Origin of the sequence: Haloferax gibbonsii (genome assembly GCF_001190965.1) — an archaeon.
Classification (GTDB): domain Archaea; phylum Halobacteriota; class Halobacteria; order Halobacteriales; family Haloferacaceae; genus Haloferax; species Haloferax gibbonsii.
The window spans coordinates 1,903,379-1,927,662 of sequence record NZ_CP011947.1 but is presented as its reverse complement, the minus strand read 5'-3'; the positions used below and the strand labels follow the sequence as shown (position 1 = coordinate 1,927,662).

General features: G+C 68.3%; 16 protein-coding genes. 9 read left to right on the top strand and 7 right to left on the bottom strand.

The genetic code is table 11. The annotated features are described in order from the left end of the window. Positions 1 to 27: 27 nt before the first annotated feature. Positions 28 to 918 carry a universal stress protein gene (locus tag ABY42_RS09965; RefSeq protein ID WP_050459353.1) on the bottom strand — a complete coding sequence of 297 codons (891 nt, stop codon included), beginning with the start codon at positions 916 to 918 and terminating at the stop codon, positions 28 to 30. A gap of 181 nt (positions 919 to 1,099) precedes the next feature. Between ABY42_RS09965 and ABY42_RS09960 the strand changes: the two genes are divergently transcribed. The 4 genes from ABY42_RS09960 (at position 1,100) to ABY42_RS09945 (ending at position 10,657) form a co-directional block, all read left to right on the top strand. Next, complete coding sequence (locus ABY42_RS09960) at positions 1,100 to 1,894, top strand: helix-turn-helix transcriptional regulator (RefSeq protein ID WP_004976123.1); 795 nt, start codon at positions 1,100 to 1,102, stop codon at positions 1,892 to 1,894. A gap of 201 nt (positions 1,895 to 2,095) precedes the next feature. Next, on the top strand, positions 2,096 to 7,954 hold the full coding sequence (locus ABY42_RS09955; protein ID WP_050459351.1) for a PKD domain-containing protein: 5,859 nt from the start codon (positions 2,096 to 2,098) through the stop codon (positions 7,952 to 7,954). Position 7,955: 1 nt separating this feature from the next. After that, positions 7,956 to 9,161: a dockerin-like protein gene (locus tag ABY42_RS09950; protein ID WP_050459350.1), complete on the top strand. Its 1,206-nt coding sequence runs from the start codon at positions 7,956 to 7,958 to the stop codon at positions 9,159 to 9,161. Next, entirely contained in the window at positions 9,158 to 10,657 is a 1,500-nt protein-coding gene (locus ABY42_RS09945; protein ID WP_004976135.1) for a PGF-pre-PGF domain-containing protein, read from the top strand. The genes ABY42_RS09950 and ABY42_RS09945 overlap by 4 nt, the downstream gene beginning before the upstream one ends. A 61-nt stretch (positions 10,658 to 10,718) precedes the next feature. Here the strand turns inward: ABY42_RS09945 and ABY42_RS09940 are convergent, their stop codons facing one another. The 5 genes from ABY42_RS09940 to ABY42_RS09920 form a co-directional block, all read right to left on the bottom strand. After that, positions 10,719 to 11,219, bottom strand: coding sequence for a hypothetical protein (locus tag ABY42_RS09940; protein WP_050459348.1), 501 nt, complete (start codon positions 11,217 to 11,219; stop codon positions 10,719 to 10,721). 46 nt (positions 11,220 to 11,265) lie between these two features. Then, a complete protein-coding gene (locus tag ABY42_RS09935; protein ID WP_004976138.1) occupies positions 11,266 to 11,463 on the bottom strand; it encodes a hypothetical protein in 198 nt (65 codons plus the stop codon). A 97-nt stretch (positions 11,464 to 11,560) separates the two neighbouring features. After that, positions 11,561 to 13,816, bottom strand: coding sequence for an NADP-dependent malic enzyme (locus ABY42_RS09930; RefSeq protein WP_050459347.1), 2,256 nt, complete (start codon positions 13,814 to 13,816; stop codon positions 11,561 to 11,563). A 172-nt stretch (positions 13,817 to 13,988) separates the two neighbouring features. Continuing rightward, positions 13,989 to 14,279 (bottom strand): hypothetical protein, encoded by a 291-nt coding sequence (locus ABY42_RS09925; RefSeq protein ID WP_004976145.1) that lies wholly within the window; start codon positions 14,277 to 14,279, stop codon positions 13,989 to 13,991. 499 nt (positions 14,280 to 14,778) lie between these two features. Next, entirely contained in the window at positions 14,779 to 15,030 is a 252-nt protein-coding gene (locus ABY42_RS09920) for a hypothetical protein (protein WP_004976149.1), read from the bottom strand. Between the two features lie 490 nt (positions 15,031 to 15,520). Between ABY42_RS09920 and ABY42_RS09915 the strand changes: the two genes are divergently transcribed. After that, positions 15,521 to 20,038, top strand: a complete 4,518-nt coding sequence (locus tag ABY42_RS09915) for a dockerin type I domain-containing protein (protein WP_231608259.1) — start codon at positions 15,521 to 15,523, stop codon at positions 20,036 to 20,038. A 72-nt stretch (positions 20,039 to 20,110) separates the two neighbouring features. Here the strand turns inward: ABY42_RS09915 and ABY42_RS09910 are convergent, their stop codons facing one another. After that, the gene (locus ABY42_RS09910) at positions 20,111 to 20,341 is read right to left on the bottom strand and encodes a hypothetical protein (RefSeq protein ID WP_004976153.1); all 231 of its coding nucleotides are present in this window, start codon (positions 20,339 to 20,341) and stop codon (positions 20,111 to 20,113) included. Between the two features lie 404 nt (positions 20,342 to 20,745). Between ABY42_RS09910 and ABY42_RS09905 the strand changes: the two genes are divergently transcribed. The 4 genes from ABY42_RS09905 (at position 20,746) to ABY42_RS09890 (ending at position 24,158) form a co-directional block, all read left to right on the top strand. Continuing rightward, positions 20,746 to 21,018 (top strand): PRC-barrel domain-containing protein, encoded by a 273-nt coding sequence (locus tag ABY42_RS09905; RefSeq protein ID WP_050459345.1) that lies wholly within the window; start codon positions 20,746 to 20,748, stop codon positions 21,016 to 21,018. 275 nt (positions 21,019 to 21,293) lie between these two features. Then, positions 21,294 to 21,653 carry a hypothetical protein gene (locus ABY42_RS09900; protein WP_050459344.1) on the top strand — a complete coding sequence of 120 codons (360 nt, stop codon included), beginning with the start codon at positions 21,294 to 21,296 and terminating at the stop codon, positions 21,651 to 21,653. Between the two features lie 96 nt (positions 21,654 to 21,749). After that, the gene (locus tag ABY42_RS09895; protein WP_050459343.1) at positions 21,750 to 23,132 is read left to right on the top strand and encodes a pentapeptide repeat-containing protein; all 1,383 of its coding nucleotides are present in this window, start codon (positions 21,750 to 21,752) and stop codon (positions 23,130 to 23,132) included. A gap of 123 nt (positions 23,133 to 23,255) precedes the next feature. After that, positions 23,256 to 24,158, top strand: a complete 903-nt coding sequence (locus tag ABY42_RS09890) for a DUF7139 domain-containing protein (RefSeq protein ID WP_050459342.1) — start codon at positions 23,256 to 23,258, stop codon at positions 24,156 to 24,158. Positions 24,159 to 24,284: the final 126 nt, after the last annotated feature.

Sequence of the window (24,284 nt, the reverse complement as noted above, 5' to 3'; positions counted from 1 at the left end):
CCGTGGGCCGACGCCCGACGCCCCGACCTACTCGCCTCGCGGCTCTCTGACCGTCACCACCGGCACCGGCGAGGTTCGGACCAGTTTCTCTGCGACGCTCCCGAGCATGTAGCGGTCGAAGCCCGTGTGGCCGTGGGTTCCCATCACCACGAGGTCCACGTCGTGTTCGTCGATGTACGCGAGGATGCCGTGGTGAATCGACACGTCGCGGCCGACGGACTCCCTGACCGTCTCGACGCCCGCGGCGGCCGCCACGTCGCCCGCCTGTTCGACCGCGTCGCTCGCCCGCTCTTCGAGTTCGTCGATGAGGAGCGGCCCGCGGATGTCCGCGCCGAAGGCGGCGACGTTGACGACCGAGACCGCGTGGAGCGCGGCGTCGGTCGCCGCCGCCAACTCGCTGCCGAACGTGACCGCCGCGGTCGCGCAGGCGCTCCCATCGGTGGGCGTCAGCACGTCTGCGTAGGGGTACGCGAGGTCGGTCGCCGCGTCCGGTCGGACGGTGAGCACGGGCACGTCGGACCGTCGGACGACGCGCTCGGTGGTGCTCCCGAGGAGCAGGCGGCTCAGCCCCGTCCGCCCGTGGGTCGGCATGACGACGAGGTCGACGTCCTGTTCGGCGGCGTACTCGGTGATGACCCGATACGGCTCGCCGCGCTCGATGCTCGTCACGACCGCCGCGTCGGACTGGGACGCCCGGGCCGCGGCGTCGCTCACGAATCGCTCGCCGTCGGTTCGGCGGCGCTCGCCCGCCGCTCCGTCGCCTTCGTCGCGCAGGTTCGGGCGTCGCTCGGGCTCCGGCGGGGCGACGTGCAGCAGGTGGAGGGTCGCGTCGTGGGCGGCGGCGATGTCGATGACGTGGTCGAGGACGGCGTCCGCGCCGTCGCTCCCGTCCGTCGGAAAGAGGAGTCGGTCGAACATAGTTCGATGTTCTCAACGAGTCCACATAACCGCTGAGGTGCGTTCGCTCGCGGTGGGAACGAGGCGCGGGGTTCGCGACTGACGCGGTGGCGGCGATTCCGCGGCACACAGCCTCGTTCGCGTGTGGTTTCGCACCCACGCAGAGGGGAACCACTATTACGGCGGTGTCGTATCGTCTACCATGGACGGGGTCGTGGACGAACTTCGGAGTCTCATCACCTCACCGAACCGGTTAGCGGCGCTCCGGGCGCTCGACGAGGGACCGGCGACCGCGAGCGAGTTGCAGGCGACGCTCGACACGTCACGGTCGACAGCCTGGCGGGTGATGAAGTCGCTCACCGAGCGGGAGTGGGTTTCGAAAACGGGCGAACACTACGAGATTACGCCGCTCGGTGTGGTCGTGGTCGAACAGCTCCAGACCGCCGTCTCGACCGTCGAGGCGGCGACGACGTTCGCGGAGGCCGACCTCTTGCAGTGGCTCCCGCTGGACGACCCCGGCTTCCGTCTCGGCGCGCTCGCGTCGGCGACCGTCGTGACGCCGACGCCGAGCGACCCGCAGGCCCCGCTTCGGCTCGCGGTGTCGCACGTCGAGTCGGCCGACCGAATTCGCATCCTGACGCACGCCGCCTCGCCCGACGTGTTGGCGACGGTTCATCGCCGCCGGAACGATGACGTCGACGTCGAAGTCATCATGACCGACGGGGCCTACGAGGCGATGGCGCGAAGCGAGAAGACCGCGGGGCAGTTGGCCGACCTCTTCGACGCCCCCAACGTCTCTCTGTACCGCTACGAGCGCGTGCCGTACGTCCTCTCGATTCTCGACGCCGACCGCGTCGGCATGGGCGTCGTCGACGACCACGGCCGCCCGCGCGCGGTGTTGGACGCCGAGGCCGACGCCGTGGTCGACTGGGCCCACTCGACGTACACGCGGTATCGCACCGAATCGACGCCGGCCGAACGCGACGCGTTCCTCTGAGGCGACGGACTCGCCGCCGCGGTCGAACAGCCGACAGCGGCGCGGCTCGGCGGCCTACGATTCGCGGTTCGAAACGTCGTTTCAGGCCCTGAAACACCGCTGTATGGCCAGTAACACAGAATTATAGCCTCGCCATGATGACACACGATATCGTTCCGGATTTCGTGGCTTTCGCGGGTTTCGGAGAGACGAAGGTGGGGCATGACAACACGTTATCGACACCAGGTAGGGGCAGCATCGCTCACGATTATCGTCCTCGTCTCGCTGGCGAGTCCGTTCGTCGCGCTCTCGGGGGCGGCCGCCGGGCAGTCGCTCGCGGGGTCGGTCGACCGCGCGACGGGCGCGCCCGCCGCAAGCGACGTCGTCTTCGCCGCGACCGACGGAAGTGAACCGAGCTACGACGAACTCTCGGCGCAGGGGGCGTACAACCTCACGGGCCTCCAATCGAACGCCACGTACGACGTGAGTTACCTCGCGGCCAACGGGTCGCAACCCGGCGCTCCCGGCGCGTTCCCCCGAGACGGGTCGCCCGACGTGTTCGCGCTTCAGCGGGCGTCGCCCGGCGCGACCGCCGACCTCGGGAACGCGGCGCTTCCGGGTGCGCACGTGGTGAACCTCTCGGTCGTCAACGAGACCGGCGCGCCCGTCTCGGGGGCGGCCGTGGCCTTCCAGCACACGAACGCGAACGGCGCGACGGTGAACACCTCGCAGTTCGGCGAGTGGTTCCTCACCGAGGCCGACGGCGACGTCCACCTCTCGAACGGGACGGCCGGAATCGAACTCACGGGCAACGTGACCGTCGCCGTCGCCCCGCCGAGACAACTCAGCTACGACGGCGGACTCGAAGGCGAGCCCGTCTCGTCGTCGAGCGGCTACGTCCAGCGCGTCTACACGACACAGCTCGACGTGACGGGCGACGAGACGGTGACGGTGACGCTCGAATCGGCCGAACAGCCGGGCGCGACGATGACGGCGAACGAGACGGCCCCGGCGCTCGGCGAGCCTGTCAACGTCTCGCTGTCGAACATCACGGGCGAGACGCCCTCGTTCTACACGTGGACGGTCGACGGCTCTTACGCGGGGTACACGACGCATCCGAACGCGAGCCTCGTCCTCCCCGGGTTCTCCGCCCCCGGCCCGCACACCGTCGCCGTCACGGCGCGGAGCGGGAGCGAGCAGTTCCTCTTCGAGGAGTCGCTCACGCTCGACGCGGTGACGGCCGGAGACGGCACGCTCACCGCCGCACCGACGCCCGCCCGTGCCAATCTCGATACGGTTCGGTTCGCCCTCGTGAACGTCTCCGGCGTCGGCGACGGCGACTTCTACACGTGGACGTTCGGCGACGGCGACCGCGCGTACACGAGACACCCCAACGCGACGGCGAATCACACCTACGCCGAGCCGGGCGCGTACAACGCGACCGTGCGGGTCCGCGACAACAGCACGGAGGCGCTCCTGGTCGAAGACACGCTCCGACTCGACGTGACGGCCGCCGGAAACGGCACGCTCGTCGCCACGCCCGACAGCCTCACCGAGGGCGAATCTGTCGCGTTCGCGGTTCGGAACGTCTCGCTCGCGGCCGGCCAGTCGGTCGGCGAGTACCGGTGGGACTTCGACGGCGACGGGACCGCCGACACGACGACCGCGGCCAACGAGACCAGCCACGCCTACGCCGACCCCGGTACCTACGACGCCGCCGTGACCGTGGCGAACGCGAACGGAACGCCGCTGTTCACGGCGTCTGCGGCGGTCGAGGTCGCCGCCGAGGAGTTCGCCGCGCCGACCGACGGCTGGCCGCAGTTCGGCTACGACGACGCCAACACCGGCGCGAACGTCGCCGGCGTCGGCCCGGCGGGACCCGTCGAGGTCCGCTGGAACGAGACCACGTCCACGCTCTACTCGCGGCCGCCGACGTTCGCTGACGGGCGGGTGTTCGTCGCCAGCGGCTACGGAATCGTCGCCTACGACGCCGCGAACGGCTCGACGCTGTGGTCCGCCAGCGCCTACCCCGACGAGGTGACCGCGCCCCCGACCGTCGAGGGCGACTCGATGTTCGTGAGCAGTCACAACGACGCCGCGAACAACGAGCGCGACACGCTCACCGTGTTCGACGCGGCCGACGGCTCCGAACGCTGGTCGGTGTCGGTGCTGGCCGACAGCGACGGTCTGTTCACCGACGGCGAGTGGCTCTCCGCGCCCACGGTGACGAGCGACGCGGTCTACGTCGTCTCGGAGGCCGAAGACGCGCTCTACGCCATCGACCGGGGGTCGCACTCGCTCCGCTGGCGGAAGAACCTGACCGAACTCGAAACGACCGGTGACGCGCAGGCCGTGCCCGCGGTGGCGAACGGCACCGTCTACGTGACGCAGGGGTGGGACGGCTCGCGCTTCACCGGCTTCGGCTCGCACCTCTACGCCTTCGACGCCGACACGGGCACCGAGCGGTGGAACCGGAGCCTCTCGAACCACCGCGGCGCGGCACCCACCGTCTCGGACGGCGTCCTCTACGTCTCGACGTACGGCTCGCTCGTCGCCTTCGACGCCGACACGGGCGCGCAACTGTGGTCCGTGGCCGCCGGCGAGACCGAGAGCCGCTCGTCGCCCGCCGTCGCCGACGGCATCGTCGTCGACACCCGCGGCGGCTTCTACGACGACGAGAAGGGCGTCGTCGCGGTCGCCACGAACGGCTCGCGCGCGTGGAGCTACGACACCGACAGCGCCGTCCTCGGCGCGCCGGCCGTCCTCGGCGACACGGTCTACGTCGCCGAGTTCGACGGCACCGTCCACGCGCTCGACCTGCAGACGGGCGCGCCGGTGTGGAACGACTCGCTTGACGCCCCCGGCTTCGACACCACCGTCGCGAGCGCGGTCGTCGGCGGCGACGGCTGGCTCTACGTCCAGACCGGGTCGTCGTCGGACATCAACCGCTCGCTCGTCGCACTCGGCGACGTGGAACCGCTCGCGTCGGTCTCGGGGTCGCTCTCGGCGACGCCCGCGGACCCGCGGCGTACCGTCGAGAACGTCACCTTCGAGACGACCGTCTCGGGCGACGCCGACAGCGTCGAGACCTACCGCTGGTCGTTCGGCGACGGCGCGACCGCCGAGACGACGGCGCGGAACGTCTCGCACGCGTACGACCGGACCGGAACGTACACGGCCCGCGTCTCCGGCTTCGACAGCTACGACCGCAAGCTCTACACCGCGACGACGGCCGTGACCGTCCGCGACATCGGCTCTGCGGACCTCCGCGTCGCCCCGACGCCGGCCGACGTGAACGTGACGAACGTCTCCTTCGCCGTCACCAACCGCTCGCTCCCGGCGTCCGTGACGGACGTTCGCTACGGTTGGTCGTTCGGTGACGGCGAGACCGTCTTCACGAGCGCGAACCGGACGAACCACACCTACGCGGCGCTCGGGGACGCGCCCGTCTCGGTCGAGGTGCTCGACGGGACGACCGAACAGACGCTGGTGACGCTTTCGACGACCGTTCCGGTGGTCGACCGCGTGCCGCCGACGGTCTCGGCGAGCGCGCCGTCGCCAGTCAGGACCGGCGGGAACTTCAGCGTCGTCGCGAGCGCGACCGACAACCACCGCGTCGCGAACTACACCTTCGAGACCGACGAGGGGCAGTCGGTGACGACGGCCGCGAACCGGACGAACCTCTCGTTGGCGACGGCGGGCGCACACACCGTCACCGTCACCGCGACCGACGCGTCCGGGAACAGCAACGCGACGACGCTCGTCGTGAACGCCTCGGCCGCGCCCGACCTCGAACCGCGCATCTCGGTCGAACCCGCCCAGACGCTCGGCAATGACCGCGTGACCGCGAACGTCACCGTCGTCAACGACGGCACCGCCGAGGCGACCGACGTCGACGTGCGACTGGTCGCGCGGTCCCGCGTCGGCTACTACGACGACGCCTCGACGACGTACACCCGCGCCGTCGGCACCGTCGCCGCCGGCGCGAACGAGACGGTGACGGTCGACCTCACCGACTGGCTCCGCGGCAACCTGAGTTCGGCGTATCCGGACGTGGAACTCGTCGCCGTCACCGACCCCGACGGCGCGGTCGCCGAGGGCGACGAGACCGACAATCGAACCACGGCGACGACCGAGGTCAGCTACGCCGACCTCCGACTCACCGTCAACGCGCCGTGGCGGGTCATCCCGACCGAGGCCGCCGAGACGCGCGTCTACGTCAGGAACTACGGGAACGCCCCGAGCGACGCCCGCACCGCCGAGCTCGACTTCGGCGACGGGTCGTCGAACGAGACGCTCGCCGTGCCGTCGCTCGACCCACGCGAGACGGCCGTCTTCACGCGGAATCACACGTTCGCGACCGGGCGGCACACGCTCGTCGCCTCCGTCGCGGACCCCGACGCCCCGCGCGGCAACGCCGACCGCGACGTGACGACGAGCCAGCCGTACGAACTCCGCGGACGGCTGTCCGCCGCCGACCCGGTGCAGGTCGGCCGGAACGTCACCGTCTACGGCCGCGGCTACAGCAACTACGAGAGCAACGTGACCGCGAACCTGTCGCTCCCGGCGGGCCTCGAATTCGCGCCCGGCGAGACCGCGACCAAGTACGACACCGACGACCGAACGTACTTCGAGTGGACCGTGGTCGCCACCGCGAACCGCGACGCGACCTACGACCTCGAACTGAACCTCAGCGCCCGCGGTGAGAACGAGACGGCGACCGAACGCCTCACCGTCGAGCGCCCGAAGACCCGCGTGGTCGACACGGCGGCGGTGAACTTCACCGGCACGGGGAGCGACTCCGCGACGCTCACCCTCCGCAACGAGACGACCTACGAACACGGGGTGACCATCTCCACGCACCTCGGGACCGACGGGCGGACGCTCGCCGGGCTCGACTACCTCGTGGAGTACCCCCACGCCTGCGTCGAGCAGACGACCTCGCCGATGCTCGGGGCGCTGTACACCGGCCAGTACTACCGGCGCAACCCCGCACCCGGCGGATACGACACCGGCCAAATCAACGCCAGCGTCGGCGCGGGCGTCGCCCGTCTGACGACCGGACAGGACGCGCAACACGAGAACGGTTCGTGGAGCATGTACGGCAACGACCCCGACGGCGACGTGTTCTACACGGCCTACGCGCTGTTCGGCACGAGCGCGGTCGGAAACGACCCCGTGCAGAGCGCTCGCGCGCCGGTCCGCGCCGACCTCGACCGGATAGACGCTAACGCGACCGTCGCGTGGCTCGCGGACGAACAGGCCGCCGACGGCCGCATCCGCAACGACAAGTTCTACTTCGACGATGACGCCGCCATGACCGGGTTCACCCTCGTCGCCCTCGACCAGGCCGGCCCGTACAACGCGACCGCCGCAGCGACCGCAGACCAACTCCGGGGCGACGCCGCGAGCTACCTCGTGACCGCCCAGCGCGCCGACGGCGCGTGGGGCGACGGTTCCACCCCGAACACGATGTCCACCGCGCTCGCCGTCTGGGGCCTCGAAGCCTCGGGCGTCGAGACGGCTCCCGTCCGGACGGCCATCGACGACGGCCGGGCGTGGCTGCTCGACAACCAAGCCGACAGCGGGGCGTGGTCGCAACGTCGCTCCGCCTCGTGGAGCGACGTCGGCACCACCTCCGAGACGACCGCGTACGCGCTCATGGCGCTCAACGCGACCGGACTGGAGAACACGAACGCCTCCGTGCAGGCCGGCCAGACCTACCTCGTCACCGTCTACGACGACCGCGGGTCGTGGGGCTACACCCGCGCGACCGCCCTCGCAATCAACACGCTGTTGACGCTCGGACAGGGCGGCTCGACCCCGACCCACGACGTGACCGTCACCTTCGGCACGGAGTCGACCCCGGCGCTCGTGACGAAGACCATCGACGTGGACTCGACCGACGCGCTCGACTCGGTCGAACTCACCGACAGCGAACTCCAGACGCTCCGGGACAACGCCGACGGGCCGATAACCGTGCAGGTCGATACGACCGGGACGGGCGTGCTCGTCGTCGGTCTCGAAAACGACCAACTCGTCGCCCGCGACGAGTACGCCGCGAACGAGGGAGGTCCCTGAGATGTCCGTCGCACGCGCCGTGACGGGACTCCTGCTCGTCGCGGTCGTCGTCGCCGGCGTCTCCGCGCCCACCGCGGCCGCGGCCGGCTACGGCGTCTCAATCGACGCGCCGGCCGACTTCCACGTCGGCGACAACCGACTCGAAGTGACCGTCGACAACACGGCGAGCGGCACGGACCTGTTCAGCCCCATCGTCGAGGTCCCCCTCGAAGCCGGGCTGTCGGCCCCGGCGGACCCGAATCCAGTGGTGAAATCGACCGACGGCACGCGGACGTGGGCCATCCAGAACAGCACGATTACGAGCGGGGACTCGCTGTTCGTCTACGGCCGGAACGTCCCGGCGGGCGAGTCGCGGACCTACGTCTTCACCGTCACCGTCGAGTCGGCGGGCGAGCGCACCGTTCGGGCTGACGTGCGCCCCCTGTACAACGAGTCGAACAACGTCCGCGCGCAGACGACCGCGACCGCTGTCGCCACCGGCGCGCTCTCCGTGGACGTGCTCGACGAGGCGGGCGACCCGGCGTCGGGCGCGACCGTCACCGTCGACGGCACCGACCGCGCGGGGGCCACCGTCCGCGACGACGTGACCGCGGGCGACCACACCGTCTCCGTCAGCGTCGGCGGCGCGACCTACCCGGCGCTGAACGTCTCGGTCGACGCCGGCGGCGAGACCAACGTGACCTACCGCCACGGCTCGCTGGACGACCCCGCGGTCGTCGTCGCCACCGACGCACAGTCGGCCGTCGCGAACGGCAGCGCCGAGAGCGCCGTCACCGAGGCCGGCAACGCCACCGCCCGCGCGCGGTTCGAAGTCGCGTTCCTCGCGGACGTGCCCGACGGCCGGGCGGTCGTCGGCGTCGCCGACCCCGCTGCCTTCCCGTCGGGCTACCACGACGTGACGGCCACCGTGGACGGCCAGCAGGTCGCGCCCGGCCGCAATGGTGGAACCACGACCGTCGCCCTCGACTCGCCCGGCCTGCTCGACGTGGCCATCGAGTTCGTCGGCTTCCCGGTCGGCGACGCGACCCGCGACGGGACCGTCGACGACGGCGACGCCGCGGATATCGCGGCCGCGGTCGCCGCGGTCGACGACGGCGACCCCTACGGCGACGTGGACGGCGACGGCGAGGTGACGGCGGTCGACGCGATGCTCGTCGCCCAGTACGACGCCGGCAACCGCACCGCCGACTACGGAGGTGCGCGATGAGCCGTCTCGCGTTCGCGCGGCGCGTCGTCGTCGCGGCGGTCGTCTGCGCGGTCGTCCTCGCGGGCGTCGCACCGTTCGCCGCGGTCTCCGCGGCCGGCGCGGCGTCTTCGGCGACCGTCTCCGTCGCGGGCGTCGATTCGGTCGGCCTGGAGGAGACGGCGACGGCGACCCTGCGGGCCGCGGACGTTCCCGCCGGCGCGGGCGTCGGCGCGTTCGCAGTCAACGTCACCTACGACCCCTCGGTCGTCTCGGTGCGCGTCGCCGACAGCGACTTCGCGGTCGAGACGGCCGCGCCCGAATCGGGCGTCCTCAGAATCGTCGGCTACACCGACGCCCGGTCCGGCCCGACCGGCGACGTCGCGCTCGCGGCGCTCGACGTGACGGGCGAGTCGGCCGGCGACGCGACGCTCGGCGTCGAGGTCGACACCCTCGCCGACGCGGACGGGTCGGCGATTACGCGCACGACGGCCGACGCGTCCGTCGAGGTGACCGGCGGCTCCGACGGCGGCGAGACCGACGGCGGCGACACGACGGACAGCCCGGACGACCCGGGCGGCGAGAGCGACGACGACACCGGCGGCTCGTCGGGCGGTTCCAACTCCGGCGGCGCGCGGACGTCGGTTCGCACGTCGGCCAGTAACGGCGGCCTCGCGGTCGACATCCGAAACGCGAAGCCCGGCGCGCCGGTCGAGGTCGACCTCTCCGGCGTCGAGCGCGGCGGCGTCCGGGTCGACGGCCTCTCGCTTACGCTCGGCGCGAAGTCGGACGCGAAACTCACGGTGCGGGCGCTCGATTCCGTGCCGGACGGGACGCCGGCGCTCGACGGGGGGCCGCTTTCGTACCTCGACGTGGCCCACGACGTGGACGACAGCGCCATCTCCGGCGTGAACTTCACCGTCTCTGTCTCGAAGGCGACGCTGACGGACCGCGGCCTCGACCCGGCCGACCTCCGGCTCTACCGCTACAGCGACGGCGAGTGGCGGGCGCTCTCGACGAGCGTCGCCGGCGAGACCGACGACGAGGTCCGATTCACCGCCGTCTCGCCCGGCCTCTCGGTGTTCGCGCTCGCCCCCGCGCCCGCCGGGGCGGCCTTCGCGGTGACGACCGGCTCCCTGCCGTCCTCGGTGGTCGTTGGCGACTCTGTCACCGTGACCGCGACGGTCGAAAACACCGGCCAGACCCGCGGCGAGACGACGGTCGACCTGACGGTCGACGGCGCGGTCAGCGAGTCGCGGACGCTCGACCTCGCCCCCGGCGAGACGCGGTCCGTCGAGTTCGTGGTCACAGCCGACGCCGTCGGGCGCTACGACGTCGCGGTGGACGGCGTCTCGGCCGGAACGCTCCGGGTCGACGCCGAGTCGACGCCGACGCCGACCGCGACGACCGAGTCGGAACCGGCGACGACCGGGACCAGTACTCCCGGCTTCGGTGCGGTGACCGCGGCGCTCGCGGCGGCGTTGGCGGCGCTCGTCGCACTCGCTCGGCGGCGGACGTAGGTGCGGGGCGTCGCGAGCAGCGACTCGCAGGCGCGCGGTCTCGTCGACCCGCGTTCTCGGCTTACGCTCGTTCGAGAGTCTGCAGTACCCGGAGCGATAGCTCGTCCGCGCTGATGTCGCCGCGGTCGTAGGCGTCGAACCACGCGGACTCGGCGCGCCAGCGGGCGACGACCGCGCCCGAGTCCGCGGCGGCCGCGACGATGGTCGCTTCGAGCCGCGACGCGGTCCACCCCGCGGCGACCTCCCTGAAGAACCCGCCGGCGACGGTTCCGATTTCGTTGCTGAGGCGGTCCGTGCTGCGCGCGTCGCTCTCGTAAGTGAGCGAGACGACAGACGCCCGTTCGTCGGCGGTCAGTTCCGCGAGCGCCACCGACTCCGAGTCGAGGAACCGTCCGAACGAGGCGAGATGGGACTCGTAGGGGTCAGGGGTCGACGTCGCCGTCGGCGACTCCGGCTCCGCTCGCGTCGTCGGCGAATCGGGCGTCGTCGGCGGCGACGGCGACGCGCTACAGCCGGCGAAAAGCGAGGCGAACGACCCGAGAACGAGGCGACGTGATGGCACGCGCGAACGTTCGAACGACGTCGATATAGCTGTTCTCCGCCCGCCGTCAGCGTCGGAGCAGCCAGACGGCCAGTCCGATGACCTCCCGAAGCGTCACGCCCGCCGCGAACACGTACACCGTCTGCAACGGCAGTTCGAGGAAATCGATGGCCGCCACCGCGAGCGACATCACGATGGCCATCCCGACCCACCCGAGTGCGAACCGGCGCTCCGACGCCGACGTGTGTGTACCCAACTCGACCATACACCCTGACTCGGCTGAACGTATTTAATTTCTCGTGCTGACACGACGGAGTGGCCGCCGCGGCCGGCCGAGGTGGCTCGACGCCGCTCGGAGCGCGTTACTCCTCTTGGGCGTCCACCACGGCGACACCGGCCAAGTTGACGATATCTTTCACTTCGTCGCCGCGCTGGAGGACGTGGACCGGCTTGTCCATGCCGACGAGCATCGGACCGATAGCTTCCGCGCCGCCGAGACGCTGGAGCAGTTTGTAGCCGATGTTGCCCGCTTCGAGGTTCGGGAACACGAGGACGTTCGCGGGGTCGTCGAGCTCCGCGAAGTCGTAGGTATCGGTCAGCATCTCCTCGACGAGGGCGGTGTCGGCCTGCATCTCGCCGTCGACCGGGAAGTCAACGGCGGGGTCGGCGTGCAGTTGTTCGACCGCGTCGCGGGGCTTGCGCGTCCCCTCGTTGGTGACGCTCCCGAAGTCGGAGTACGAGAGCAGGGCCGCGCGGGGGTCGACGTTGAACCGCCGGGCGAGTTCGGCGGTGTGTTTCGTCACCTCGGCGAGCACGTTCTCGTCGGGGTCGAGGTTGACCGTCGCGTCGGCGCAGAAGATGACGCGGTTCCGGAAGGTCAACATGTAGACGCCGGCGGCGTAGTCGGCGTCGTCGGCCGTGCCGATAATCTGCAGCGGCGGGCGGAGCGCCGAGGGGTAGTGATGCGTGAGACCGGTCAGCATCGCGTCCGCGTCGTCCATGGCGACCATCACGCTGGCGAAGTAGTTCGAATCGCTCCGCACGAGTTCGGCAGCCTCCGTCCGGGTGAGGCCCTTGCGCTGGCGGCGCTCGTAGAGGTGGTCCACGTAGTGGTTCCACTCGCCGCTTTCGGGGTCGGCGATGGTCGGGTCGAAATCGAGACCGAGGTCCTCGGCGGTGCGGAGAATCTCCTTCGTCCGGCCGACGAGGATGGGTTCGGCGATGCCCTCTTCGACCAACTGACTCGCGGCGCGAATCATCTTCTCGTCTTCGCCCTCGGCGAGGACGACCCGCTTGGGGTTCGTCGCCGCCTTGTTGAGGACGACGCGCATCATCTCGCGGGACTTCCCGAGGCGGGCCTCCAACTCCTCGCGGTAGTCGTCGAGGTCGCGCTCGCGGCGGGCCGCGCCGCTCTCCATGGCCGCCTCGGCGACGGCGGGCGTCACCTCGTAGAGGACGCGCTGGTCGAGCGGCTTGGGGATGAGGTAGTCGGGGCCGAACTGCAGCGGGCCGTCGCCGTAGGCTTTGACGACCGCGTCGGGCACGTCCTGTCGGGCGAGGTTCGCCAGCGCCTCGGCGGCCGCGCGCTTCATCTCCTCGTTGATTTCGGTCGCGCGCACGTCGAGCGCGCCGCGGAAGATGAACGGGAACCCGAGGACGTTGTTCACCTGATTCGGGTAGTCGGAGCGCCCGGTCGCCATGATGACCGTGTCGTCGCGGGCGTCCTTCGCGTCCTCGTAGGCGATTTCGGGGTCCGGGTTGGCCATCGCGAAGATGATTGGGTTGTCGGCCATCGACCGCACCATCTCCTGGCTGACGATGCCGCCGACCGAGAGGCCGACGAGCACGTCAGCGCCCTCGATTGCGTCTTCGAGGTCGCCGTCGTCGACGCCGCGGGCGAACGGTTCGGCGTACTCGTCGAGTTCGCCGGCCTCGGCCCGCGACTCCGAGAGAACGCCATCGATGTCGCACAGCGTGATGTTCTCGTGGGGGATGCCCAGCGAGACGTAGAACCGCGCCGTCGCGGTCGCGGCCGCGCCCGCCCCCGAGAAGGTGACGTTCAGCGACGACAGCTCCTTGTCCGCGATGTCGGCGGCGTTGAGTAGCGCCGCGCCGGAGATGATGGCCGTGCCGTGCTGGTCGTCGTGGAACACGGGGATGTCCATCCGGTCGCGCAGGGACTCCTCGATTTCGAAGCACTCGGGCGCGCGGATGTCCTCCAAGTTGATGCCGCCGAACGTCGGCTCCATCGCGGCGACCGACTCCACGAACGCCTGGGGGTCGTCGTGGTCGAACTCGACGTCGAACACGTCGATGTCGGCGAAGCGCTTGAACAGCACGCCCTTGCCCTCCATCACCGGTTTCGACGCCTGCGCCCCGATGTCCCCCAGCCCGAGGACGGCGGAGCCGTTCGAGACGACGCCGACGAGGTTGCCCTTCGCCGTGTACTCGTAGGCCGCCGTCTCGTCGTCGGCGATGTCGAGACACGGCGCGGCCACGCCCGGCGAGTACGCCAGGCTCAGGTCGCGCTGCGTGTTCGTCGGCTTCGTCGTCGCAATCTCGATTTTTCCCGCGGGCGGCCGTCGATGGTAGTCCCGAGCGTCGTCTTCGAGCGTCATTGCTCGTGATGGGAACGCTGAGGTAGGTAGAGTCTTCGCTCCGACAGAGACGCGCGTAGAAATAATGATGTAGAATACGGAGACAAAGAACCGGGATTTCACGACGAGGAGGCGAACGAGCGGAGCGAGGCGGGTCGCGGTCGACGCGGAGGCCGACTCGCGCGCCGCGCAGTCAGCGGAGCGACTCGTGCGGCATCGTGTACAACTGCACGTTCTCCGCGATGGTCACCTCCTCGAAGTGGCTCTCCGTCGCGAACAGGTCCGAAACGTCTTCGACCTGCTCGACCGGATAGATGTGCTTCGCGCTTCCGTAGCCGTGGTAGACCTCAACCGGAACGGCGAACGCAACCTCTCCCTCGTCGACTTCGACTGTCGCCCCGAACGTCAGGCCGTCTTCGTCGTCGGCGATTGTACAGATGGTCGACGGTACGGTTTCCCCTGCATCGTATCTCTCTTTGGCCATGCGTTGACAACCCACACGATTTTTCGATACTATAAGCAGTATCGCTCCCTACCCATACACCGGAAGGCGTACTGCTCAAGTTTCAGCCATATGTCCAACGAGCACCGTGATAATTATTACTCAACTCGCATAACTAACTGATAGATTGATACGTTTGACACGGGAGTTCTCCGACTGTCGACTCACCGCGCCACAGTCTGGGCACGGTCTCCGAGTTCTGACCACGGCCACTTGACGCGCCGCGTGAGCCGTCTGTACGCGAACGGTTCGGCATCGACACCCCACGACCGGTCCGAACCGATGCGGCCGTCGTCGCGCGGTCGCGCATAGCTGTCGCAGGTTTGTCTGGTCGGTTCGGTGGTACGTCCGCGAGTATCTGACCGTTCGGTACATAGTCAGCTCTCGGATATTTCGGCCCCTTCGGACGGTCGTCGAACGCGACTCGGGTTCGCGACTCGGGCAGGACGCGGAGGCGAGCGAGCGTGCGACCACGACCCACTCAGCGGAGCGCGTCGTGGGGAATCGTGTAGAGCCGAACTTCGTCTTCGACCACCACCTCGTCGGTTTCGGTGTTCGTGACGAACAGGTCCCAGACGCGTTCGACTTGCTCTGTCGGATAGACGTGCTTGGCGCTCCCGTATCCGTCGTAGACGTCGACGGAGACGGCGAACGTTATCTCTTCTTCCTCGGCGGGGACCGAGCAGATGTCCGCAGGTACTGTTTCACCCACTTCGTAGTGTGTAGCCACCATATTGTATGGAACGTTCTTGTCAGCACCTACGAATCCGCACGTTCACGGGTACTGAAGGCACTCATTCGGTTGGAAGTCCATGTGACAGCCAATAATTGTTTCTCCGAGTGACAGTCGATGTGTTCATCAGCGTCGACGAGTCGAAGAGGGAAAGTATCGTTACCAAGACGCACAGTAGTGTGACAATGTTAAAGTCATTATACCTATCGACTCCGCTCTGAGAGACCTCGAGAACGGTTCTCGAAAGGGGTCAGTAGAAAGCCGCGGAGTCCGTCGAAAACGCGGGACAGTCAATTGTTTCCAACGAACCATACAATTATACTATTTCGATAAACACTTGCGAGCGATGCGAGCACGGATAGCAGTTACACTAGGGGCAGTGCTGTTCGTCTGCTCGGTCGCATTGGTTGGGGTTAGTGCGGCAGAGGAGATACAGCAGCAACCGGATACAGAGGTACAACCGATAAACGAAAGCGGGGTCCTCGAGGTGGTGTTCATCGACACGGGCTCGGGCGCGGACTACCACTTCGAAGGGGGTGACGTGGACACGTCGTCGCTCCCGCGCGGGGAGTATCTCGTCGTCACCTACACGCGGACCGACGACGGCATCCAGAAGCAGACCGAACGCGTCGAGCTCTCGGACGATTCGACGGTCACGGCGACCGACGCCGAGTCGTCCGACGAACTCCTCAGTTCGTTCAGTCACGACTCGGAACCGGAGATCGACGTAGGGGCAAGTGTCGCCTACGAGTACGGCGAACCGTCGTACGACAGCGACGGGACTGTCGACATCCGCGTGAGCGCGGTGAACGTGACGACCGAGGAGTACGTGCCGGCGAACACGTCGCTCACGGTCGAAGTCGAGACGCCGAACGGCACGGACACGTTCAACGCGACGACCGGTGAGGACGGGACGGCGGTGGTCAGCTACGACCTCGCCGGACGCGACGACGGCGAGTACCAAGTGTTCGTTACGTCGGACACGAGCGGGTACTCCGGCTACGCGAGCTTTACCGCGGGCGCGCGAGCCCAGCTCGTTCCGCAGTACTACCGCCAGACGACGCCGCAGAACAGCACCGTGGGCGTCGCCGTCCACACGAGCGTCGACGGGGAACCCACCACCGGTGACCCGGTTCACGTCGAGATTCGGGCACCCGACGGGAGCGTCACTGAACAGAACGTGACGACGGGGACCGACAGTTTCGCTCGGCTCAATCTCACGACGACACAGACGGGGTCGTACGTCGTTCGTGCGACCGGACCGAACGGCGAAACCGAGCGCGCGACCATCGATTCGGCGGAGTATATCAGTAGCGTCAACATCCCGAACTGGTGGGAGCTTCGCCCGGGCGAGCGCGCGTCGATTTCCGGGACGGTTCTCACCGAGACGGGCGAGCCGCTGGCGAACGAGGAGCTAACGCTGCGCGTCGAAAACGAGAGCGACGTGGTCCTCGATACTCAGACGCTCACGACGACCGCCGCCGGCCAGTTCGTGACGTCGTGGGACGTGCCGGCGAACCAGACGGAGTACCGCGTCCACTACGACGTCACCCTCGAGACGAACGGCGTCCGAATCGCTGAGGACGCCGAGCTCGAAGTCGAAAACCGAACGAGCGAGGACGACGAACCGGTGCCGGACGAACCGGCGGCCGAGGTGGAAGTCCGGACGGGCGGTGACGTCAGCCCGGACGGAAGCGCGACGGCGACAGTCGTCGTCGAGAAAAACGGCACGGCGGTAAGTAATCAGGACGTTCGCGTGCTCTCGGGAGTCGACGCGACAGTTCTCGATTACCGGACCGTAACGACGAACAGCACCGGCGCGGCAACGGTCTCGTTCGACCTGCCGCAGTCGCTCGCGAACTACCACAACAGGAACATCCGACTGCGCGCGACGACAACTGTCGACGACAGCACAGTCGTCGGCTACGGCTACACGGACATCTCGCAGGGCGAAACCGAACTTGACGGGGAGTTCGGAACCGAAGCCGGCCAGTCGGCGAACGGTTCGATAGCGTTCATCGACGCGGATGGCTCGCCCGTCTCGAACGCACCTGTCGCGTACGTCGGTGCACGCAACGGCCTGCGAGCCGGCGTGTTCGCGACCGGGTTGGTGACGACGAACGCGAGCGGGCAGGCGTCGTTCACCTACGACGTGCCCGCGGACGCGCAGCTCTCGGTCGCCCTCGCGGCCGACAGCCGAACGCGGGACTTCAACTACTGGACGTCGCCGTCGCTGAGCCAGTACGTCGTGGACGTCAACGTCACTGACAGCGGGAGCGGCTACACCGAAGTCGCACCCGGCGAGACGGTGACAATCAACTACGACGTCCCCGACGAGACCGTCGAGGGCGGCGTACTCACGGTCTATTCGTGGGATGAAGAGGCCGAAGAACGCGTGCTCACGACCCGGACGTTCGCGCCGGGCGAGAACGCGTCGGTCAGGATTCCGGCGACGACCGAAGCCGGTAGCTACTCGGCGATGGTCCAGACCGTCACCGCAGACGGTCGGCTCTCGTCGGCAGAGGGCTACATCAGCATCGACCAGGACGCAGAGCCGATCCGCGAGACCACGTCCGTCTCCGGTCACGTAACCACGGCCAACGGGACGCCGCTGGTCAACGACACGGTCGCGTTCTTCGACGAGTCGTTCGATAGCCCGTCAGCCGCCGCAACGACGAACGGTTCCGGGTTCTACAACACGACGCAGGACATCGCCGAATTCGACCAGTCGGTGCTCCAAGACACCGAGTACCAGGTCGGGTTCTACCAGTTCAACGCGAGCGAGTCGGCCTCCAGAGCCGACGCGTGGCCCCGCGATGGCGTCGCGGACATCTACGCGGTCGACCGAATCAACACGTCACAGACGACGACCGTCGATGCCGAGATTCCCGAGGGCCACGTCCTCAACGTCTCCGTGACGGCCGAAAACGAAAGTGCGGTCGAAGACGCACGGCTGCGAATCACGCACGCGAACGGCTCCGCGAGAGTGGTGTTCGGAGGCCGGACGAATGCGAACGGACGGCTCATCATCAACGACGCGCCTCGGCCCGGCGTGGAAGTCACCGGCAACGTGACCGTGGAGGTCGCACCGCCGGTTGAGTCCGACGCGTACGAGGACACGATTCAACGGCAGCGCGTCACCGTGACGAACGACACGGACCTCTCGTTCACGCTCGCCACGAACGAGACGGACGGGTCGCCGGCGAATCTGACTGGATTCGTTGAAGCCGCAGACGGGACGGTCCCGCCCGGTGAGGTCGTCCTCGACACTCGTCTCGGCGCACCCGACGGCGACGTGTCGTCGCTCGGGCCGAACGGCGAATACGACCTGACGGCCGCCCGCGGAACGTATCAGGTTTCGTTCGTCCAGCCGAGTAGCCAAGTCGACGGGGTGCCGGACCTCTACCCGCTCCACCGCGTCTACGCCGACGACTCGGCGCATCTCGGGAGCGATGAACTACCGAATGCCAACCGCCTCAATGTGACCGTACTCGACCGGCAAGGCGACCCGGTCGACGACGCGACGGTCGTCGTCGCGTACGGCGGGAACCGCGTGTTCGATTCCGTCAGCGGGCAGACCGCTAGTGACGGCCAGTTCATCTTCGGCCAGACCCAGGGTGTCGAAGTCGCCGGCCCGGAGGCGGTCCCCAACGATTACGGCGGCAACGTGCAGGTCCAAGTCTACGGCCCGAACGAGACCTTCGTCGGGACGCGGCTGAACGTCACGTCGGACACGAACCTCACGGTTCAGTTGACCGACCGAGTGAACGTCACCGGTCGGTTCGTCCGGCCGGACGGCGAACCGGCGGTCAACCGGACCGCGGTCGTCCTCGGCGATACGAACGGCACGTCCGGCGGCGGCTTCGCCCGCACGGCCGACGACGGGGCGTTCGGCGTGTCCGTCGCGGAAAACGGGACCTACAACGTGAAGTTCCGACAGGAACGGTACGCCGAGGAGGGAACGAGCTTCCCGCGCGACGGCGTCCCGGACGTCTACGCGGCGACGTCGATTGACGTGGGGGCCGCCCCGCACGACGTCGGAACAGTCGCGCTCCCCGAGGCCCACCAGCTCAACGTCTCCGTCGTCGACGCCGGCGGCGACGCGGTCGAGAACGCGCGCGTCACCGTCGACCACCGCAACAACGGTTCGGTCGGCTTCGTCTCCGGAAGCACGCTTCCGAACGGCACGATGGTGCTGGACGCGACCGGTCGCCCCGGCGTCGAACTCGTCGGCGACCTTCGGCTGACCGTCGAAGCGCCGCCGAACGCGACCGACCTCGAAGGTATCGAGACCACCGAGACGCTCTCGCTCGACGACGACCGAACCGTGACGGTCCAGTTGGACGGTGACGAGGACGACGAGAGCAACACGACGCCGGATGCGGTCGACGTTCGCGCGCTCGCGACGCCGACGACCGCGAGCGTGAACGAGACGGTGACCGTCGACCTCGTCGCGACGAACGTCACCGACGGCGTCGGCGCGTTCGCGACGACGCTCAACCTGACGAACGGCACGACGGGGACGATTACCGACGTGACCGTTCTCGGGTCGCCGAACGGGACAGACGTCGAGTACGGCGCGGAGAACGACTCGGTCGCAGTCGACGCGTTCGGCATGGACACGGCGCAGAACGGGACCGTCACCTTCGCCCGCGTGAACGTCACACTCACGTCGGCGGGAACGTCCGAACTCGCAGTCTCCGAGACGGTACTGGGAAGCGAGCCGGGTACCGAATACGACGTCGGCTCCGAGAGCGGCGCGACCCTCACCGCGGTCGCGCTCGAGCCGGTCGGTGCATCGGACGCCGTGCCGACTGACCCGGACGGCGACGGAACGTTCGAAGACATCAACGGCGACGGAAACGTGACTGTCTCCGACGTGCAGGCCATGTTCGCGAACCGGAACAGTCCGGGCATCACCGACAACGCCGACGCGTTCGACTTCTCCGGAAACGGCGAGGTCAACATCGTCGACGTGCAGCGGCTGTTCGTCGAGATTCGGGACTAACACCCCCGTCAGGGGAACGTCCCGACAGGGGTTCTTTTTCGAACGCGCGGTAGTGGCAGCCTCAGCGTCGTCTCACCGTCCGCCGCTTCCGAACTCGCTCGACAGGATTCCGGGGAGGTCGGTCAGCCAACTGACCGCCGCACAGACGACCATCACGCCGACCGCAGCCATGTATCCCCAGACCGTGACCGTGTCGAGTACGAAGTCGATAGCGACGAATCCCGAGAGGATGATGGCACCGCTGACCGCCGCCGCGACGACGACGAACAGCGCACCATACGCCCGGACCGGACTGTCTACCATACGGAGAAAGTGTGTATTCAAAAACATAAATGTGAAGATTACTTTGCATCATGGCAACGGGACTGTACGCAGTGCAGGCGGCGACGGCGCTCGGCGGGAGAGACGACAGCGGGATAAACACGACCAACCGCCTGCCCGTGAGAAAATGGTCAGTCGGCCTCGGCAGTGGTGGTGGGTCTGTGGAAGGAACACCGAGGCTCAGTTTTCCTGACCAGATTCATATCCATTAGGCGTGCCTAAATACATATCGACGCGGGAGAATATCCAGCGCTCGCGTCGTCTCTCGGCGACTATCGCGCGGTACGCGTCTGGACCGGAACGCCTCGTACCCCTCGATACCCCTCGGGACCGAACCGCCCGCATCGACCGAGGTATTTTTTATTGACACGTTCGATGGCGTAGGTATGGTCCCCCAGTCACCGACGGGCATCGAACCGATTCCGAGCATCGAAGGCCGCCCCGTGTACACCGCCTCGGGGAACCGGTTGGGCGAGGCAGTCGACCTCTGTGTCGACCTCGACGACGACCGCGTGACCGCGCTTCTCGTCTCGGTCGAAGACCCGCCCGAGGGAATGGAAGTCGGTCCGCGGGGTGTTCGGGTCCCGTTCAGGTCCGTGCGGGGGATGGCCGACATCATCGTCCTGACGGGCGACCCCGGTATCGAGGCCGCCGACTGAGCTCGAACACCGGTTTTCGACTGTCCACGCAGCGACGGGCACATACGTTGATATACTCCCGACGACGACCGTATAGCGGGCAGTCGTGTTGGTCAGGATGTGGACAGCGCGATTGCCCAGTCACGGCGGCCCGTCCCGCCTGCACGCCTCTGACAGACGGTCGGGCCCCGACCGTTCAGGCCGCGAGTCGCGAGGTTCGCGACCCGCGCTGACGGTCGAGAGACGCCGAAAACTGTTGTAGATACGTTGATAGGAGTGGGTCGAGTAGGCGGCGTATGAGCCTCTACGAGTCGATTCACCAGTTCGTCGGTGAACACGAGACGCTCCGGTCGGTCAGCCACTACGAGGAGATGACGGTGCTTCTGACCGAGACGCGACTCGTGCAGATTCGACACGACGGCGAGCAGGCGACCCCCGAGGAAGTCCGGGAGGTGCGGACGATACAGCTCAACCGCCCCGTCTTCGCCGGCTGTTCGGTCGAACTCGAATCGGACCGGACCGTCGTCGGCTTCCACGACAGCGCCGGCGAGACGGTTCGGCTGGTCACGCTCCCCGTCCGCGACTTCGAGTTCGCGGCGACGTTCTCGGCCGTCGTCGGCGACGCGGAGGCCGGTGCGCCCTTCATCGATCGGTAATCAGAGCAGCCGACTGAGGTGGCGACGAAGGTGAAATCGGACGTTCGCGATTTCGTGACAACCTATTTACGTGATAACGACGAACGGTCGAGCGACGTGGAACGCCCCGCTCGCTGTGCTTACAAGCACGTCTTCGACGCCGACGACGAGACGGGTGCCGACGAATCGCCATCCGTGTGGCGGTGTCCGCACCCCGCGAGCGGTGCGGCCGACTGCTGTCTCTTTCACCGCCCCGTCGGCGAAACGCGACCCGCGGCCGTCACCGAGGCGCTCCGCGAGACGATTTCCGACCCCGAACGGCCGTCGGCGTTCGTCGGCGGGTCGTTCGAACGCATCGACCTCGCAGGGCTGACGCTCGACGACGACGCGCCGCTCGACTTCCGTGGCGCGATGGTGAAAGGAGATATCGACCTGCGCGACGCGGCGCTCGAGGGCCCGCTGCGGCTCGACCGCGTCTCGGTGGGCGGCGCGGTGTGCATGCAGCGGCTCGACGCGCTCGCGACAGTCACCTGTCGCAGTCTCCAGGTCGGGGACCGCTGGGTGCTCTGCGAGTCGCGCTTCGGCGAGCGCTTCGACGCGACCGGCTTCAGCGCGGGGGCGGTCGTCGCGACCGAGGCGCGCTTCGAGGGCGGGGCGACGTTCCGGAAGGGCGTCGTCGACGACGACGTGTCCGTCGCGGAGGCGCAGTTCGGCGGGCCGGCGTGGTTCTCCCACACCCGACTGGGCGGTCGCCTCGACCTCGGGAACGTCGCGTGCGACCGTCGGCTCTCCCTCGCGCACTGCCGCGTCCGTGAGAACATCGTCGCCGCGTCGGCGACCGTCGACGACGGCCTCTCGCTCGAACACCTGACGGTCGACGGCGAACTCGACGCGACGCGGCTCACGGTGGACGGCGGCATCGACGCGACGAGCGCCGGCTTCGGCGGCCGGGTCGACTGCACGGGGCTCACCGCCCGCGACGGGACCGTCGACTTCACGCACAGCGCGTTCGACGGCCCGGTCTCCTTCGACAACGCGACCGTCGAGGGGCGGGCGCTCCGCTTCCGGAGCGCGCGATTCGAGTCGGGGGCGGCGTCGTTCGTCCGCGCGACCGTGACCGGCGGCCTCGACCTCTCCGACGCGGTCTGTTCCGCCGACTCGCCGGTTCGAGTGGTCGAAACCACGGTCGGCGGGAGCGTCGTCTGCGACCACGCGCGCTTCGGCGACGAGGTGTTCTGTTCGGGCGTCCGCGTCGCGCGCGACGTGGACTTCTCCGACTGCACCGTGGGTTCGCTCGTTTTCGGGGTGGAAATCGAGGGCCGACTGGACTTCGCGTACACGCACGTGACGGACGCCGCGGCCTTCGGCGACACCGTCGTCCGCGGGCCCGCTCGGTTCACCAGCGCGCGGTTCGACGCGGACCCCACGCTCACCGAGGCGACCCTCGGCGACACGGTCGCGGCCTACGACATGTCCGTCGAGCACGCCGGCGGACAGTAGCGACTCGGCGGACAGTAACGGTGCGCCGGCGGGTCGTGACGGGGCGTCGGTTCGGACGCCGGCGGCGGTACGAACCCCGAACCCAGCGAACATTATATGTCGCGCCGGAGAGTGGTCTGAGGCATGTCGAGTGACGGGCAGAACACCCTCATCGCCCTCTACCGGCGGTACGTCGACGCCGACCCCGACGAGACGACCGTCTACGCGGGCTTCGCGCTGTTCTTTACGGCTATCGGACTGCTCGCCGTCGCGCTCGCGGCGGTGGTGTGGAGCGGCGGCATCCCGCCCGAGAACATCTTCAAGTACGAACTCCGCGAGGTCGCGGGCGTCACCGGCGCGCTCGGGATTCCCCTCCTCTTGGTCTCCGTCGTGGTCCTGCTTCCCTCCCAGTACCGGTTCCCGACGGTCCTCGCGGGCGCGGGCCTCCTCGTCTGCGCGGTCGCCGTCGTCCAGTTCGTCGGCGCGTACCCCCACAACTGGAACGTCTCCGCGAGCGCCGACCAGAGCGGCCGCATCGTCGGCATCTACTCGCTCGGCGCGGTGGCGGTCGTCGCCGCGAGCGGCACGTCGCTCGTCGGCTTCCAACTCGCCCGCGCGAGGACGAGCGGCCCCGCCGCGACCGGGAGCGACGTGGAGACCGACGCGACCGACGACGGCGAGGACGAGGAAGCCGTCTCCGCGCAGGTCCGCCGCGACATGGACGAGGCGATGTCGAACACCGAACTGTCGTGGGGTGGCGTCCGCAAAACCGAGACCACCCGCCTGAAGCTCGATACCTCCGCCGTCGACGACGTGGACCGGGCGAGCTTCGAGAACGCCAAGGTGACCGAGACGCGCGGCGGCGGGGTCGACGACGCGGTCGCCGGGCTACAGGGGCTCCGCGGCGGGAAGAAGGACACGGCGGTCGGCGACAGCACGGACGACCAGGCCGCCGCGCTGGCCGAACTCCGGAAGCAACAGCAGGCCGACGCCGAACGCGAGGACTCGGACGGCGTGGTCGACCGGATTCGCGGACTGTTCTCCTGAGTCGTCGCGGGACGCCGGGCTATCGGTTCGGCGTTGGATTCATCGGCAGAAGTGAATGTCAAAAGCGCATACAGATTTATGCGACAGCCCTACGACGCGTGAGGTATGGCGAAAGGCCTTGACGTA